This window comes from Synechococcus sp. W70.1 (assembly GCF_047461515.1).
Lineage (GTDB): Bacteria > Cyanobacteriota > Cyanobacteriia > Thermostichales > Thermostichaceae > Thermostichus.
Window position 1 is genome coordinate 1 of sequence record NZ_JANSHH010000016.1, and the last position, 1,137, is coordinate 1,137.

A 1,137-nucleotide genomic window follows, 5' to 3' on the forward strand; every position below is an offset into this window, starting at 1 on the left:
GGCCCGGGAGGCCCTTCTGGAAGAGGCCAGGCTCCTAGGCCTTTCCCGCTTCACCACCCACCTGTAGTGCGAGGGAGACGTGTAGATGACTCATATGAAGTCCTCCTGCTTCCTTCCTCTAAGCAGAGGGAGATAGAGCCTCGGCCTTTCCGATAGGCGCTTGGCTAAGCGTGTGCTTTTACTTGAGGGAAGGCTTCGGAAGGATTTCTTATCAATGCCTCAAGGTGAGACCAGGGAGGAGTTGGTAGTGTCGCGTATTTTGTGGGTTAAGCATGGAGGGTGGAATGAACCGAGAGGAGCTCAAGAGGTTGACCAAGGAGGAGAAGGGCCGGCGCATCCGGGAAGGGGTCAAGGCCGTCATCGAGCAGGTGTTGGAAGAAGAGATGACCGAGCACCTGGCTGCGGGTTACCGTGAGCGCACCCCAAGCCGCCGCGGGGAGCGGAACGGCTACTACACCCGGGACCTCATCACGCCGGCGGGCAGGATCGCCCAGCTCCGGGTACCCCGGGACCGGGAGGGGACTTTCCTGACCGGGGTCTTTGAGCGGTACAAGCGGATGACCGGGGAAGTGGCGGTTTGTTTGGGGCTGGGGGTCCAAAGCGGACCAGGGTGGTTAGGGTCTTCCCCTGCGAGGGTAGCCTGGTGAACCTGGCCAAGGGCCACGGAAGACTGGGCTTTCCGGCGTTACCTGGACATGAACCCGCTTTGGGCCGCGGAAGAGAAACCCACAAAAATCGCGACTTGACCTTAATCAATACCGAAGCCCTGATCGAGAAGTTTCTTCGGATAGTGCCTGAAAGCCAGGAGCGTTTTGGTTCGTTCTACACCTTCTAGCTGGAGTATCCCCTTAGTAATAGCATCTTCTAGCTCCTCAATGTCTTTCAGTTTCAGGACTACTATAAAGTCATAGGGACCAGTAACAGAGTAAACTTCAGTTACCTGGGGGATCTCAGCAATCTCTTCGCCCAAACCCTTGATCCGCTGAGCACGAGCCCGAACCAGTACGTATGCCGTTACCATGGCGATACAAGCTTAGTATAACACATACCTCCGTGTGCTACCTCACAGCTCCACCCCGGCCCAGACTTGACCGCTATACCGCATAGAGCCCCAGGAAGCGCAGGGCAGCGAGGGGG

Annotated in this window: 2 protein-coding genes; one reads left to right on the forward strand and one right to left on the reverse strand. The window is 57.4% G+C overall.

Annotated features, from left to right (window positions below; all coding sequences use genetic code 11):
- Positions 1-308 precede the first annotated feature (308 nt).
- The gene (locus NW808_RS03925; RefSeq protein ID WP_414420359.1) at positions 309-647 is read left to right on the forward strand and encodes a transposase; all 339 of its coding nucleotides are present in this window, start codon (positions 309-311) and stop codon (positions 645-647) included.
- Positions 648-748: 101 nt separating this feature from the next.
- Here the strand turns inward: NW808_RS03925 and NW808_RS03930 are convergent, their stop codons facing one another.
- Positions 749-1,021: an Lrp/AsnC family transcriptional regulator gene (locus NW808_RS03930; RefSeq protein WP_414420360.1), complete on the reverse strand. Its 273-nt coding sequence runs from the start codon at positions 1,019-1,021 to the stop codon at positions 749-751.
- Positions 1,022-1,137: the final 116 nt, after the last annotated feature.